This window comes from Alcaligenes endophyticus (assembly GCF_026344035.1).
GTDB lineage: Bacteria > Pseudomonadota > Gammaproteobacteria > Burkholderiales > Burkholderiaceae_B > Alcaligenes > Alcaligenes endophyticus.
The window spans coordinates 1-15,006 of the sequence record NZ_JAPKND010000015.1; the positions used below are offsets into that span (position 1 = coordinate 1).

Here is a 15,006-nt window from a genome sequence, read left to right on the forward strand (position 1 = left end):
CCACCCTTACCGATAGTAATGCTTTCGCCAATGTTTAACTGCTGAGCTAACTGAAACGCCATGCCGGTATCACTCAGGGCGACATCTATATTTTTATCTTCACTGCTAAAGTCCATCGACTTGCCGGGTTTGACGGCCATGTTGTTATTGCCATCGGTGCTGATGCTCCAGCCCTGAGCCGCATATTGAATCGCATCATGTATGGTGTTTTCTCCAGTGCCACCGATATCATCCATGCTGAGCTTCCCCTCATCATTTTGGTTGGCATTGCCACCGAAAATGTTCAGAGTTGAGTTGGCTACATTCTTTATATTCTGGTTAGTGGTATATAGTTGGCTGCCATTGATTGCATCTGTGCTGAGCGAACTAACCTCGCCATCTGCTACACCGGTGATCACGCGAGTAACTGTTGTAGTAGCCTCGCCGTTAGTAATTCTTGTGATCACGGGCTCTGGGCTTGCCAACACACCGGCAACGGCTAGATTATTTGACCTTGCCACGCCATCATTTTCGACGAATTTAGGAATGCTACTAGAAAAAGTAAAATGCTTATGCTGATCCGAACCGTTGTTTGGTGTTTCGGTGCCCCCCCAGGCGCTACTGGTTGCCAACGTGCTAGCGGTCAAGGCGATTATTCCCATTGGGTAGAGCAATGAGGTTAATACTCCTTTCTGGTTACAAGAGGCACTGCGTTTTCCCTTGGCTTTTTGGTTCTCTGAAGCAGCAATAAATGTGCCCGTTTTTTCGTTCCAAATTGCTTCATATATATGATTCATATATTTTCCTTTTGAGAAATTCTTTCAAGAGAGACGTTGATATTGGTGGGTGTGAAACTGTCTTGGATATAAACAAGCACTCCCATTACTTCGCTTTCTATAGTTGATTCGAAAGCAAGTATGTGTAATTTCTTTTTTGTATGCAGACAACTTGCTGTTGGCTTGCACAAATACCAATTCCCTAAAGAAAGGAAATAGGGTAGGGAGTCCAATGCAAGTAAATTGATATTTTTGTTGGTATCGATGCGACGCCGTCTGATCCCATAAGGGGGGGCTTGCAAGGGTAGAGGCTCGGTTGAGGACAAAAGGTGATGGCATCTGTCACTCATACTGTTTCACGTTTTTGTGAAGCGTAAGTGACTTTAGCCCACGGCTTTACTGACGAAGCCTGACTTTTCAGTAGGTGCCATACCTTATGTATAGGCCTTTTACTTCTGAGAATCCATGAATAGAAAATGCTTCTGGTGACAAAAAAGTGTTTGGTGTTTTGTTTAACACTAAGTGAGTCGCTGAGCATATATGAAGCCTAAAGAATTGATGCTTAACGAATTCTAGCAGTTCGTTTCAAACTTATTTTGGTTTGTTTTTAAATGAAAATTGTCATAATTTTGTTTTATTCATTTGTTATGAGTGTGCTCAAAACCATAAAGTCTTTTTGACGCCATCTAGGCTTATTCTTGTGTGTTTAAGCGTATGATTTACTTGCTGTTCTGCACATTGTTATGAGTGCTTTTAATAAGCTAGTCAACATCAATAAGTAAGCCGTCAGTTAGATGCGGGAAGCCTATCTAAGGCACCCACTCTTTCTTCATGTTGTGGCTTTTTATCCAACCTTAGCAAAGAGTTTTTTGCTCGTGTCAAGCACTAGACAGACCGGAGTGCTGTGCGGCTTTGAGTGAAGTGGCTGGGTGTGATGGATGTAGAAAAATTGGCTTACTAAATTGGGTAGTGCCCTTTAGTAGGCCATGTACAAGAGCTAGGCGGTACTAGTACCGGTGAGTCGCTCTTGTGAGGCAATCAGTTATCAAGTCGCTGTAAAGGGCAGAGTAGATTGCCTGTGCTGCCCCATAAAGACATTTAATAACAGTCTGTATTGATGGTGTTTTGCAAGGCTTAGTTAGTAGGTTTACCATCAATAGAGTAGCTACTTACACGATTGTTTTCGAAGTGAACGTGTAAATCTCGGTCGTTTCTCATGTTGTCAGTAGCCATTGATGCCCCCCCGATTGGCAGTAATGTTAAGGCCGAGTCTATAAGATTGTTTGTGTTCCGATCTATATAGTACTTCCAATATTCCGGGCCTGACGGGCCGTCGGAAGCGTAATCTGGCTTGCCATAGATCGCTCTCACTTCTTGTGGAGTCGTCACACCTACTTTAAGGTTTTGCGCCAGCGCTGCGGTGCTGTATTTATCGTCCCCTCCGCTCGATAGAGTTTGGCATGCCGTGAGTGACATAAAAATACCCACTGTTAAGAACATTTTACGTAGCATGATTGACCTGTATTAGAGTTTGTTATTTAAAACGTAATCATAAGCCATGATGTCGCTCTTCCTATGGCTTGAGCGCGGATTTTAGCACTAAAACTAGTAGAAAAATGATAATAAATTACTAATCAAAATCTCCTCATGGTGAATCGAATTTTTTTTTGGAACAGTAGGAAAAACAAGAAGATACAGGTTCTCAAGAGCTATATTTCGATATTGCTTTCAACCTAATATCCAAGATTATTTGTAAGCTAAGTCGCTTTTTAAGACAAATTAAAATATTTTTCGCAGATTAGTAAAATTTAAATCAGATTAGAAATATCCGGTTACTTTCTTGGGCAGAGTAGGCCAAAAATCCATTTAAAAAATAGCTCACTCTGGAGCCTTTAACGGTGCGTTCGCGTCACGTTGTTATGCGGTGCCTAAGATTTTCTCCGTTAAACACCTCCAGGGTGTGGATAGGTACTTACCCCATTTACTGATTGAAGAGCTTCGACATACACTATTTGCGTAATACGAAAATATATTCGCATAGCGCAAAAAAGGAGAGTCTTATGTCGGAAATAAGTGCGGAAGCTGGTACGACGGCGATTTCGAGTGTGGAACCGGATCGTGTCACAGTACGGGGCAAAGATCTGGCGAATGAGTTAATTGGCAAGTTTTCATATACGGCGTACTTCATATTTCTACTTACAGGCGAAGAGCCCTCAGATAATTTGGTCAAATTGACCGATGCTTCCATGGTGTCGATCGCTGAGCATGGATTTGTACCCTCAATTCAAGCCGCTCGTATGACTTATGCGGCGGCACCCGATGCCATGCAAGGCGCTGTTGCAGCAGGATTATTAGGATGCGGGCCAGTTATTCTTGGGGCGTCTTCTGAGGCGGGAGCTTTTCTTATTGAGATACTTGAACATGCTCGCGAACATACTATTTCTGTTCGAGAGGCAGCGGCTGCTCTGCTTCAAGGTCGTAAAGCAAGGCGTCAAACAGTGCCGGGGTTTGGACACCCTGTTCATCGTGAAGAAGATCCCCGCGCTACCCGTTTGCTGGCATATGCACGAGAGTTGGGTACGGTAGGACATTATGTTGAGGCTTTAGAGGCGGTAGAGGCACAGTTGGAGCAGTCTTATGGCCGATGGTTGCCCATGAATATTTCCGCCGCTATTCCAGCAGTGTTATTAGATGCCGGTTTTCCTGTCCATGCATTGCTAGGGGTCCCCATGATTGCCAGAACAGGAGCGCTGATTGCTCATCTTTACGAAGAGAAAGAGAACCGACTCGGATTTAGGCTGGCTGCGTTGGCAGAAAAAGGCGTTCGTTACGAGCCTACTCATCAAACTGACGTTAAAGCACCAACGTTATGACTGAAAAAGTATTTTCTCCACAAGAAGTTACCGCCTTATATCCTGAGCACGATTATTCGCTAAGCACGTTGTTAGCCAGTCGTGTGGCAATTTCACCGGATAAAACCTTCCTTGAGTTTGAGGGGCAGCAGTGGAGCTATGCGCAGTTTGGGAAGGCGGTCGATGAGACGGCGGTTTGGTTGAGTAAGCGTGGCGTTCGCGTGGGTGATCGATTAGGTGTGTTCTCACAGAATGATCCTACGACGATTATTCTACTTTTCGCTGTAGCAAAAATCGGCGCAATTATGGTGCCGCTCAATCCTAGTTTTGGTGTTGCCGAGGCTACTTATGCGCTACAAAACGCCGAAGTCTCGGGCGTTGTTTGTTCGCCCGAAACCCTAAGGTGTGCACAAGCAGCCTGCAAAAGTTTGACCACTACACCTTGGATTGTGTTGAACCGAGCTGCCAAGGATTGCACTGTACCTGTTCTGGGGAGTCAGTTGTTTCCCTGTGATCAGGCGGTGGAAGTAACAGGGAGTGCACAAGACACCTGCTTGTTTATCTACACCTCTGGAACGACAGGCTCACCTAAAGCAGCGATGCATAGTCAGCGTGGTTATGTGTTAACGGCAGAGGCATTCATTGTAAGGATGCACTTGCAACCGAGTGAACGCGTGCTGTGCGTTTTGCCGCTGTTTCATATTAACGCATTATTTTACTCGGTCGGTGGAGCGCTGGCCGCTGGTGCGACGTTAGTGTTAGTAAGTCGCTTTTCGGCCTCTACATTTTGGGAAACGGTATATAAAACTCAAGCTACCACTAGTAATTTGATTGGCGCGGCTGCTTCTATTTTAGTCAAACGTGATCGCAGTGAGTTTAGGCCTGGACACTGTATGTCAAAAATGTTCATTGCTCCGTTAAATGAACAGTTGGTTCAGGCTTTTAATGCAGAGTTTGGCGTGGCCGATTTAATTGAGTGTTACGGCATGACGGAGATTCCAGGGGTTATTTCAAATCCTTTTACGGGACCACGAAAATTAGGCAGTATGGGGCGCATTTCACCTCATTTAGCGCCCCATTTACCGCAGCCAGAGCTTAGAGTTGTTGATGAGCATATGGTAGATGTGGCGATTGGTGAGCCGGGCATTCTTTTGGTTCGTACTCCCACAGTCATGCAGGGTTACTTCCGAGATCCCATTCGTACGCAAGCCACTTTTCATGACGATTGGTTTATCACGGGCGACTTAGTGTGGCGTGATAACGATGATTTTTATTGGTTTATCGCGCGCCAGCGCGATGTGATTCGTTGTAAAGGTGAAAACATTGCGGGGGCAGAACTAGATCGTGTGATCAGTGCCCATCCAGAGGTATTAGAGGCGGCTACTATTGGCGTTCCAGCCGAACTGGGAGATGAGGATATTTTTGCTGTCGTGGTACTACGCTCTGGCAGCATGTTGACGCCTAACGAGATTGGTGAATGGGTTGCTAGTCATCTTACCGCGATCAAAATTCCCAAGTATGTGGCATTTGTGGATTCTTTACCCAAAACGCCCACCGAGCGAGTCGAAAAATTTAGGCTTAAAGCGGACACTCAGCTTTTTAGTCAAGCAACCAAGATTCAGATTCATCACACACATGATGTATTCCGTTAACACAGTGTAGTTAGCCTTGCCTTGATTCTCTATTAAATTCCTATTTCGGAGGAAGACATGAAAAAAACTTACTTAATGGCCAAAACATTAGCTGGCTTGGTATTTTCAGCGGGCGTTCTTTCAAACACGGCAGTCTACGCACAAGATTATCCAAATAGGCCGATTCGGATGATTGTCCCTTATGCTCCAGGCGGGGCAACAGATATCATTGGACGTTTGGTTGGCAAAGCACTGACCGAGAAACTGGGCCAAACGGTCATTGTTGAAAATCGTGCAGGTGGAAATACGGGTATAGGTGCTGCTGCCGTTGCGCGTGCTGAGCCCGATGGCTATACCGTATTATTTACCAATGACGCTACTTTTGTGCTGAACGAAGCCGTTTTTAAAAGCATGCCGTATAAGCTTGAGCAGCTTACCCCTGTGGGTACGGTGTGTTATTTGAACTTAGGTCTGGCTGTGAATGCTGAAGCGCCAATTAATAATATGAAGGAGCTTCACGAATACACGAAAAATAACCCAGATAAATTTGCATACGGGTCGTTTGGAGTGGGGAGTCATCCGCACTTCATGGGTGAAATCTATAAAAATATCACGGACTCTAAAGTGACCCATGTACCTTACAAGGGTTCATCGCCGGCGGTGGTTGACGTGGTCGGTAATCAAATTTTATTTACTTTCCCGGCTTTAGCCACTATTCAAGGGCATGTCAGAGACAATAGAGTCAAAGTGCTAGCGTTATCAGGTGAAGAGCGCTCAGCATTAATGCCAGACGTGCCTACCTTTACCGAAGCAGGTTATCCCGACCTTAACATCGGCAGTTGGTACGCTTTTTTTGCGCCAGCAGGTACGCCAGAGCCAGTTGTAGAGAAACTTAATCAGGCCCTAGCCGAGATTCTTGACGATCCTGAAGTGTCGAAGAGTTTGATCGCGCAAGGGACAGCGCCACTGAAAATGACTCCCTCCGAGATGCAGCAAAGAATGATGGAAGAGACTAAGCGTATGAAAACCATTGCTGAGGCCTCGGATATTTCTATGGACTAAGCTCATTTCCCCCATTTGGCCCGAGGAGCGTCTAGCCTCGGGTTTTTCTATTTGAGCGAGGAAGTGCTCAAGGCAGGGTAATGGATCAACTGTTTGTTGATGTGATTAGCTGCTCTTCTTAGGGGCTCCAGGCGAGTTGCAATCAGTTTTTCTTTGGATATCTTCGTTGAATCCGCAGAGCAGTTAATCGCAGCTACAACTCGGCCTTGTGCGTCCCGTACGGGTACGGCAAGAGCGATGGTCCCTAGGCCTATAGCATCTTGGGCAACGGCGTAGTCATTTTCGCGGGCCGCGAGGCATAGTGTTTTAACTTCTTCTCGGGTGACTGGTGTTTTCGGCGTGAAGGCAGGAAATGGTGCACCGTTAAGATAAGCGTCCAACTCGCCATCAGGCAAGTGGCCTAGCAAGACATAGCCGGTCGATGCACTATGAGCCGGCATACGGGCGCCCACATATTGTCTAAGGCGGGCAGGGCGATTGCTGGGAATATGGACGACATATACGACGTCATTTCCATCGAGTACGGTCAATGAGGAGGCATCATGAAAGACATCGACCAGCTCTTGGAGATAAATCTGCGCAACGGTGTTCAGATTCATTGACTCAACAAATGCGGCTCCTAGCTGCAACACGCGTGCCGTCAAAACAAAACGGCGTCCGTTTTGTTTCACATACCCTAATGCTGTGAATGTTAGGAGGGAGCGGCGCACCGTCGCCGCAGTCAGGCCGGTTTTGGCCGCCACTTCACTGAGCGTCATTTCAGGAGTGCTACTGTTAAATGCCAAAAGCACACGTAAACCACGCGCAAGTGCTGTCACAAAATCTGGGTGAGAGTCATCAAGATGCATCAGGAGATTATACGAGGCTCGGGCTGTTATGAGGCATGACGAGAGATGAATTGTGTTAATTTTTTAGCGCGAATCAAAATAGTGTTTCACATCGCCACCGTTCATCGCTTTATTTTTGGCAACTAGCCTGAGGACTAAGGTGGTGACGCCTTCACGCGAATCAAGAGTTCTGGGTATAAGTCGAAAAGACTTCGAAGTAAGGCTGCCCTGAAGTTTTGAGAATTTAAGACAGAAATCAGCCCTACTGACATGCCTACGTCGCGAGTAGCAATTTCAAGCACTTCAGTTTCTGAGTCGATGGAAGGATTTTTTAAAATAACTTCAGGAACAATGCTGAGGCCGATGCCGGCTGAAACAAGGTTGAGTCCTGTTACTGCGCTAGTCCACTCCATGAGTGGTTCGGGCGTTATAAGCTGAGCTCGCTTAAAAAAATTTTCGATTGCCCCCCGTATGACTGTATGACGAGTGGGGAAAACCCATCGTTCGTGTATGAGTTGATGCGCGTCCGCGCTCAATAGGTCTTCACGACCTTTGGGCGCGATGATGCATAAACGAACGTCGAATAAATGATCATAGCGGAGGGTAGAGTTTGATGTCGTAGTGTCGTCGCTATCGTAGCTGCACACTAAGGCATCCAGCTCTCCTTCTAGAAGTGCTTGCATGAGCGGTATGGCGCGATCTTCATGTAGCTTTAAACGTACGGCTGGTTGATATTCTAGTAAACCAGCCATAATTCCCGGCAGATAACGCTGTGCTATGAAAGGCGGTGCTCCAACACGGATGATGGTCTCTGCATGAGAAGCAGCTTTAATTTCATCCTGTAAATGATGTAGTTCTTTCAAGAGGAAGGCGGCCCCCTTAGCGGCGATTTTGCCTGAGAGTGTCGGTTGAACACCCGATGTGAATCGCTCAAAAAGGGTAGCGTCCAAGATTCGTTCAATTTCTAACAACGATTTGCTAATAGCTGGTGCTGATAGGTGAAGCGCCGCTGCGGTTTGTCTCATGCTTCCGGTGCGTTCCAGCTCTACCAGCATGGCTAGTTGTTGGAATCTAAGTTGATGTAATCTCTGGGTATTCATCTGGGCGTGTAAACCTACATTTAACAAGCGCTGAAAATATATCCCTTTCAGTTATAGCCGAAAAAGGATGCAATGGTGTCAACATAAAAAATCGAGGAGACACCATGAATCGCCGTAATTTTTGTTTAGCCACAATGGGTTTAATGCTCGCGCCAACGATCCGTGCTCAGCACCTAGCGTACCCGAATAGAGCCATTCGTATGATCTCTCCCTACGCAGCAGGCGGGGGACCTGATGTGCAACTTCGACAAATATCACAATCATTAGGTGCTCTTATGGGTGAGCCTGTCATTGTTGAGAATAAGGTGGGAGCAGCTGGTGTAACCGGAGCGGTGCACGTGAAGTCTGCTCGGGCAGATGGCTACACTTTGTTGATGGGATCGAACACTCATCTTATACAAAAAACTTTGCGCCCAAACTTAAATTTCGATCCTATAGCTGATTTCTCTGGCGTGAGTAATTTATTTGCGCAGCCTACTGTTTTAGTCGTTTCAAAGGACTCTCGATTTAACAGTATTGAGCAGATTATTGAAGAGGCGCGTAAGAACCCAGGTGTATTGAATTACGCCTCGGGGGGAGTAGGGACTTCCGCGCATTTGGCTGGTGCTACGTTCTTTACACTTGCTGAGGCTGAAGCAACTCATATCCCTCTCAAAGGGTCGGTAGAGATCGGGCTTTCACTGCTCAGGGGGGATGTTGATCTGGCCTTTCCTGTTTCATCGACTGCGCTACCACAGGTAAATGATGGTTCTTTAAAGGCGTTGGCTGCTTCGTCTAGTAAGCGTTTAAAGATGCTACCCGATGTACCGACGATGAACGAGATTTTTGATAACCCGTTAACTGTGCAGGAATCTTGGTTTGGAGTCTGGGCGCCCCGTGGTGTCGAGTCTTCAATTTTGGAAGCAATGAATGCCGCTATTGTAAAAGTGCTAAGTGAGGAAGAAATACTGGACAGCCTAGATATTTCTGGTGCTTTGGCTATGCCCAGTAAGACTCCGGCAGAGTTTGATCAGTTTATTCACGATGAAAATGACAAGTGGGCGGCAATTATTGAACTGACCGGTACTCAAATTTAAGGAGAAAGTAATGACAGAACCATTAAAAGGGATCCGTGTTATTGATTTGTCGCACGTTATAGCGGGTCCGTTAGCCTCATTTTACCTTGCACAGTTTGGTGCTGATGTGATGAAAATTGAGGCCCCGGCGGGCGGTGACATTTGGCGACGTAGTCGGAAAGTAGGGGAAAGTGAGATTCCACCGGGGTTTGTTAGTGTTAATGCTGGAAAGCGTTCAGTTGCCATTGATATCAGAACCGAGGAAGGTGCTGATGCGATCAGAAAGCTTGCTCAAGAAGCCGACGTGTTTGTGGAGAACTTCCGGCCGGGCGTAGTGAAAAAGTACGGTCTGGATTATGACACGATCAAAGAGTTAAACCCGAATATCGTTTATTGCTCTATTTCAGGCTATGGGCAAACCGGAGAATGGGCACGCCGGCCCGCCTACGATCATGTGATACAGGCATTGACGGGGATGATGATGATGGGAGGGGAGAAAAATAGTCCGCCGACCAAAGTCGGTTTTCCGGTGGTTGATGTGGCTGTAGGTATGTTGGGCGCTATGAGCATTATGGCCGCTATATGTGAGCAGCAACGTACCGGTCGTGGTCAGTACATTAGCGCTTCTATGGTCCAAGCCTCCATGATGCTGATGTATCCGTGTGCTGTGGATGTCATCGCAAGTGGACAAGACTATGAAAGGGTAGGCAATCGTGGTTATAGCGGCAGTCCTACGGCGGATACCTACCAGTGCGTCGATGGCTGGTTGGCTATTTCCGCGAATACAGTCCCACAATTTAAAAGCTTAATGACGGTTTTAGGGTTAGAAGATGTGTGCCAGGATGAGCGAGCACTAGATATGAAGTCCTTTAATGCTCCGGTAGGTGGCATCGTGGTAGCGAATGACCTAGAGTATTTACGTCAACGCCTACATAACGCATTTGCCCACCGCAGCGCCTCTGAGCTAGAGAAGCAGCTTAATGAGCTTAGTGTACCGGCTTCAAGAGTGCGCTCGTTGGGAGAGTTCTTGCAGACAGCCAATACCTCACCGGAGTTGATCGATATCGTATCGCGAAATTATGACGGCGGCGCCGAGTTAATCGAAACCCCTGGGTTTGGCTTTAAGTTTGGAGAAACGACATCAGGGCAAGTTTTCCCCGGAGCCCCTATGCATGGAGCAGATACTGAAGATGTTTTAGTGTCCTTAGGCTGGAGCGCCCAAAAGATTGCTGAGCTCAATGCCCAAAACAAGATTCACTGTTACGAAAAACTTTAATTAGTGGGGCCTATTTAATAATACGTAGAGTAGATAGAGATGCCGGCCAGATGTGTACCTAAATAATGCTATATCGCGTTATTCAGTAAATTCGAGAACGGCATCTTATCCTATGATGAGTTCAATTACACTCGAAAAAGAACAAGAATATGAAGCTGCTCCACATTTGGTGTTGTGCGAAGGTGAAAAAGATTTAGCGTCAGGATGGAGAGCGTTTGAGGTTATTCCAGTTGGAGCGGAGGCGTGACTGAACTCAGAACCGTCTTGAGGAGTCAACCCATACAGGACAGATGACCACGACCTTAACAGGCTTTCACTGGGGCACTATGGCGTTTGTATGAGTTATCAAACCTGATAGGTTAGTATGTTTTTTAGCTCTTGTAGGGGAAATAGGAATGAGGTCTCTAGGCTAAAAAGCATGCTTTCCGAGCACGATTGGCTGGTTTAATCGGCAGGAAAAACATACCCAACTCCCCATACAGAATGTATAGGAATGTTTTCTCCGTATTGAGAAATTTTTCTTTTTAAGCGACTAATCACCACATCTATGTAGCGTTTGGGTGGAGGGGTACCAGTCTGGTCGTTATATAACTGCTCTCTCGAAACAGGATCGGGGCTATGTTTAAATAGGGTCATCAGTGCATGCCTTTCGGCCCCTGTTAACGCTATTAATTGACGTTTCGGTGTCAGTAGGCGCCAGCCTCCCTCGCTTAGCTCCCATGTTGGCGATTTATTTTCCTCTGTAGTTGCTTCGTATGATTCTGTGCTTGCCTTATCAGTTGTTTTTATATTTTGGCTGCTTAGAGGCGCAAGATATTTAGCTTGCAAGGCTATACCACGACGGCGTAATGCTTGAATACTCGCAAGTACGGTAAAACCCCGTGCTCTTTCATCAAAACAGATGTCGGCACCCGCTAGAAACAATAGGCTATTTTGTTCTGTGGTAACAATGCCATCTACGTATTGAACCACAATGCCGGCTGTTGGGTACTCAACCCGTAATCGACTGATATCTGTTATTAAGGTATCAGTTTTTAATCGGATCATGATTATCTCGTCGCTTACCTCATGAGTATTCGTTTTTAGTGAGAAGACCGCCTCCATTTTCATGGTGTGTATTGGCAATCCCCACAAGGAAAAATCATCGACGAGACTTTTCATCATTTCATCATCGTCTGATAGAAAAAAAAATCTCTCGGTAGTGAATGGTTCCAAACCTTGTTCCCCTAAAGCCAGAGCAAATATCTCGAGCCAATCCATTGACTTTTCTTAATTAAGCAAGTTTTTAAAATAAATTTCATCAAGTTGCTAAGGTTCATGCCAAGAAAAAACCTGTTGATGGTTATATGGCATGAGCATAAGTGAGAGCAGGTTTTTATTACCTGCCTTGCATCAGCTTGAGGATGGCTTGTGAATGCTGAGCATTTTGCGTCCCTATAAGCAAGCGACCATCGGAGATGGTTTCACCGATTTGGGTCACCGTTGCTAACTGTCCTTGGACGCTTAATAGGAGGTAATGGCCTTGCGCTTGCTGGGTAATGCTGCGTAGCTTTGCGACTCCATTTTGATTCATTTCTAATAGAATGAATGTATGTTGATCTGGTGCTGTTACCGGTGTGACACGCAGCATATCTGCTTGGGTTAGAACGGGTTGGGGGAGGGCATAAAGAGCTGTTCCGCCAGTATCTACAGCGATTAACGATGGCTCCGCATTTTCCTGTGCCAAGTGCAGAGTGATAATTGTTTCTGCTTGGGGCTTAGGAGCCATTGCAACAGGCGCGTTAGAGTGCCGAGGTGTGGGCTGTTGGTTGGCTAGTTCTGAATCAAAGAGAGGCGTGGCTTGTTGACAAGCGGCTAAGCCCATTACTAGTGTTAATGCAAGTGGCTTAAATAAAGCTTTCATTTTTTAACCTTGAACACCACCCAGATGCTCTGGGTGGTTAATTAGTTACTATATACAGTTTAGTGTTGGCCTTGAACGTCGATATCTACACGGCGATTCGGAGCTAAACATGTAATTAGCTCGTTTCGGTTTTGCTGATCACATTGAACGATAGGCTGTTGTGAACCAAAACCCTGCGACTGAATGAGGGAGAAAGGGACTCCCTCATTCGCTAACGCACGCTGTACAGCCTCTGCTCGTTGTTCAGATAAACGCTGATTGGCAGAGGTATTGCCGATTCGGTCTGTATGACCTGAAACGGTAATTTTTTGAACCGACGGCGTCTGTTTTATATTCATAGCCACCTCTCGTATGGTATTCAAACCAGCCGCCGTTAAGGTGGCGCTGCCAAATGCAAAGGCCACATCTCCTGAAAGAGAAAATGGTTGTATTGAGGCTTTTTCCTGTATGGGATTTAGAATGGAAGCGCACTCACTGGGGCTCCAATAGAAACTGCGGCCAAGCTTATCATCGTCAAACAATACTTTGAATTGACATGTTTTAAGGCCCTGTTCCGTGTTGAAATGGAATAGGTAGTCCCACTCACGTACCTTAAAGCCCTCAGAAAAGTGTGGCCGGCCTATCAGTTCATAGAGTTGGTCACGAGTGACCCCCTCTCGAATCTGACGAAGATTTTCAATATTAGGGTATGAGCCAGTGTGAAACGTTACCTTGTCCACCTCAGGAAATACCGGATCATTAGTCTGACCGTTAGAATCCACTTGGCTTAACGTTCCGCAGCCGACCATGGCAAGACTACTTAGCAAGGCAGTCACAAGCCAACTTTTTTTCATAATTTGGTTTCCTTCAAAAATAGATGCAGCGCACCGGTGGGGCTCCACCGATGCATTTTTTGATTAGCTTAGACTTACCACTGATAACCTACGCCTACTGCTCCGCCATAGTCTCCGCGAGATGTGGCATTTCCAGACAGCTTATAAATCCATTTCCCGTTGTCTGTAATCCCTGAAAAGCCGATGGCCATACCTGACTCACCACGCCAAGTACCACCTGCCATAGACATCATATGTTTGCCTGGTAGGTAGGCCTGTGGCAGTGCTGCAGTGGCCATCGCAGCAGCTACACCAGCACTGAGTCTATTGTCCAAGCGATTCATATCATTACGAATATGGTTAACTTGGCCTTGTAGGTTGCCAGCAACCTCTTGGAGTTGCCCCACGTTCACAGCATCTGTTTCGTTGATGCCAGCAGCGACATTAGTGATATGTTTACCTGACATATCAATGCCGTTCTCGTTAATAATAGGCCCACCATTGTTAATTTGAATCTCATCGGCTTGGATGTTTACCGCCGTAATGGAGGTAACTTTCAAGTCTTGAGATACTGCCACCTTGATGTCGGCACCAACAACTTGTCCAGCGTCATTGACTTTGTCTGTCTTGGAAATAACAATGTTGTCACCCTCAACAAAGCCGACGGTATTACCATTATGAATAGGGGTGCTTGGGCCAGAGCTATTATTACCGCCACCAGAGGAGCCTGAGCCATTGGAACCACCTGTATTACCTGGCTGTTTATCGGGTGCAGGCGCCTCAACGTTCCAATGTAGGCTGTCGAGCACATCTTTTAACGATGTGTGCTGATCACCGTTATAGGCAAAAGAACCTTTTCCATCTAGGTCTATGAAGGACTCAATGGGTTGGAGCTGACCGTAATTAACAGCATCTGTAGGATTGACGCCTGCTGCAACATGAGTGATGCGCATTCCACCGGCATTGATACCGCCCAGAGTAATACTGGGCCCATTGTTAATGATGAGTCCGGTATTACCTAGGTGCACATCGTTTCCTACGTTAACCCCAGAGTTGTCGATTAAGGTTTCCCCTGTTCGCAAGCTGCCATCCACTCCAAGGTCAATATCCTTATTGAGTTTGACTGCAACTTTGCCGTCATCGTCAGTTCCAGTCTGTTCAACTGTTAGGTTGTCATCGCCTAGGAATGTGACAACTCCATTTGGACCTATATTGGCTGTATTTCCTGAAGCATCAGTGGCATGCCAACCAGCGCTAGCCACATCGCTGACTAGTTTGAGCTGATCTTCAGTTGCTGCTTGACCGCTGGTGTAATCGCTTGGATCCCAGGTAAGGTTGGTTAGGCCGTTAATTCGTCCTGTATCACCATTAATGGTGATAGGGCTGCCTCCGCCTACTACAATCTGAGTGCTGCTGATCTTAGTGTCATTGCCTGATGCATCAGTCACAGTGATTGAGCCTGCACCTACGGAGGTTTGGTCGCCGGCGGCATTACTAACCGTGGTACCAGCTGCTGTTGTGATGGTCTGGTTGCCTGAGCCATCGTGGACTTTCAGACCATCATTATTGACCAATGTGTTACCAGTCATCAGGCTACCATCAGAACCCAGATCAATGTCTTTGTTCAGATTAAAGGCCAAATTGGTGCCATCTTGAGTGATGGTAATGTTGCCATCGTCATTACTGAAGTCTACTGAACCACCCGGCTTTACGTTCTCGGCAGAGCTACCATT

13 protein-coding genes are annotated in these 15,006 nt (G+C 46.4%); 5 read left to right on the plus strand and 8 right to left on the minus strand.

Annotated elements, in window-relative coordinates; genetic code table 11:
• On the minus strand, window positions 1–776 hold a 776-nt coding region (locus OSH01_RS16490; RefSeq protein WP_323178000.1), incomplete at its 3' end, for an ESPR-type extended signal peptide-containing protein.
• Window positions 777–1,889: 1,113 nt separating this feature from the next.
• Window positions 1,890–2,267, minus strand: coding sequence for an outer membrane protein assembly factor BamE domain-containing protein (gene bamE, locus OSH01_RS16375; protein ID WP_266125209.1), 378 nt, complete (start codon window positions 2,265–2,267; stop codon window positions 1,890–1,892).
• A gap of 548 nt (window positions 2,268–2,815) precedes the next feature.
• On the opposite strand from bamE, the gene OSH01_RS16380 reads away from it, so the two are divergent.
• The 3 genes from OSH01_RS16380 to OSH01_RS16390 are packed head-to-tail and all read left to right on the plus strand — an operon-like array spanning window position 2,816 to window position 6,300.
• Window positions 2,816–3,628: a citryl-CoA lyase gene (locus tag OSH01_RS16380; protein WP_266125210.1), complete on the plus strand. Its 813-nt coding sequence runs from the start codon at window positions 2,816–2,818 to the stop codon at window positions 3,626–3,628.
• Window positions 3,625–5,259, plus strand: coding sequence for a class I adenylate-forming enzyme family protein (locus OSH01_RS16385; RefSeq protein ID WP_266125211.1), 1,635 nt, complete (start codon window positions 3,625–3,627; stop codon window positions 5,257–5,259). The genes OSH01_RS16380 and OSH01_RS16385 overlap by 4 nt, the downstream gene beginning before the upstream one ends.
• 57 nt (window positions 5,260–5,316) lie before the next feature.
• Window positions 5,317–6,300, plus strand: coding sequence for a Bug family tripartite tricarboxylate transporter substrate binding protein (locus tag OSH01_RS16390; protein ID WP_266125212.1), 984 nt, complete (start codon window positions 5,317–5,319; stop codon window positions 6,298–6,300).
• A 47-nt stretch (window positions 6,301–6,347) separates the two neighbouring features.
• On the opposite strand, the gene OSH01_RS16395 is transcribed toward OSH01_RS16390, so the two are convergent.
• Both OSH01_RS16395 and OSH01_RS16400 read right to left on the minus strand, forming a co-directional pair.
• On the minus strand, window positions 6,348–7,148 hold the full coding sequence (locus OSH01_RS16395) for an IclR family transcriptional regulator domain-containing protein (protein WP_266125213.1): 801 nt from the start codon (window positions 7,146–7,148) through the stop codon (window positions 6,348–6,350).
• 134 nt (window positions 7,149–7,282) lie between these two features.
• Window positions 7,283–8,227, minus strand: coding sequence for a LysR family transcriptional regulator (locus OSH01_RS16400; RefSeq protein ID WP_266125214.1), 945 nt, complete (start codon window positions 8,225–8,227; stop codon window positions 7,283–7,285).
• 104 nt (window positions 8,228–8,331) lie between these two features.
• On the opposite strand from OSH01_RS16400, the gene OSH01_RS16405 reads away from it, so the two are divergent.
• Window positions 8,332–9,303: a Bug family tripartite tricarboxylate transporter substrate binding protein gene (locus OSH01_RS16405; RefSeq protein WP_266125215.1), complete on the plus strand. Its 972-nt coding sequence runs from the start codon at window positions 8,332–8,334 to the stop codon at window positions 9,301–9,303.
• 10 nt (window positions 9,304–9,313) lie between these two features.
• Window positions 9,314–10,558, plus strand: a complete 1,245-nt coding sequence (locus OSH01_RS16410) for a CaiB/BaiF CoA transferase family protein (protein WP_266125216.1) — start codon at window positions 9,314–9,316, stop codon at window positions 10,556–10,558.
• Window positions 10,559–11,002: 444 nt separating this feature from the next.
• Here OSH01_RS16410 and OSH01_RS16415 read toward each other — a convergent pair whose 3' ends face one another.
• The 4 genes from OSH01_RS16415 to OSH01_RS16430 all read right to left on the minus strand — a co-directional run.
• Entirely contained in the window at window positions 11,003–11,818 is an 816-nt protein-coding gene (locus OSH01_RS16415; protein ID WP_266125217.1) for a winged helix-turn-helix domain-containing protein, read from the minus strand.
• A gap of 118 nt (window positions 11,819–11,936) precedes the next feature.
• Window positions 11,937–12,461 carry a hypothetical protein gene (locus tag OSH01_RS16420; RefSeq protein ID WP_266125218.1) on the minus strand — a complete coding sequence of 175 codons (525 nt, stop codon included), beginning with the start codon at window positions 12,459–12,461 and terminating at the stop codon, window positions 11,937–11,939.
• Window positions 12,462–12,520: 59 nt separating this feature from the next.
• Window positions 12,521–13,294, minus strand: coding sequence for an OmpA family protein (locus tag OSH01_RS16425; RefSeq protein WP_266125219.1), 774 nt, complete (start codon window positions 13,292–13,294; stop codon window positions 12,521–12,523).
• Between the two features lie 74 nt (window positions 13,295–13,368).
• The coding region (locus OSH01_RS16430) for a YadA family autotransporter adhesin (protein WP_266125220.1) at window positions 13,369–15,006 on the minus strand (1,638 nt) is incomplete at its 5' end.